Annotated in this window: 1 protein-coding gene; it reads left to right on the top strand. The window is 53.2% G+C overall.

Going from position 1 to position 400, the window contains the following annotated elements; all coding sequences use genetic code 11:
* On the top strand, positions 1-400 hold a 400-nt coding region (locus tag EE949_RS08410), incomplete at both ends, for a DUF6508 domain-containing protein (RefSeq protein ID WP_241152846.1).

Raw genomic sequence — 400 nt, 5'->3', positions numbered from 1 at the left:
GTTAAACCTGCGCTGCTTCTGATGCATCCTTCGGTCGAAACACGCCTGCCCTGCGAACCGATTCCAGGTCCCGAAGACATCGACGAGTTGCTGTCTTACCTGCCCAGGCTCTATCCGAACGGCATTGCAATCGAGACACACATCTACAAAGAGGGTCAGTACTGGCCCACTTACTTCGACGTTGTGCACGACTTTTTCAAAGCGGTGGCCAAGGACTGCTGGTGCGACACCCACTATCCCAACCATCGCCCTTACGACAAGCTTGAGAGCCCCGAGTACATTGCACAGGCAAATCTGGCCGATATTCAGACCTTCCTGACTTATTGCTCCCGTGGTGAACGTTTCTGTGATGGACATCACGGCCAGATGATCAAAGAGGGTTACGCACTGCGTGTATTGA

It is taken from the genome of Pseudomonas viridiflava, assembly GCF_900602065.1.
Classification (GTDB): Bacteria; Pseudomonadota; Gammaproteobacteria; order Pseudomonadales; family Pseudomonadaceae; genus Aquipseudomonas.
This window is presented reverse-complemented; position numbering and strand designations above follow the sequence as displayed.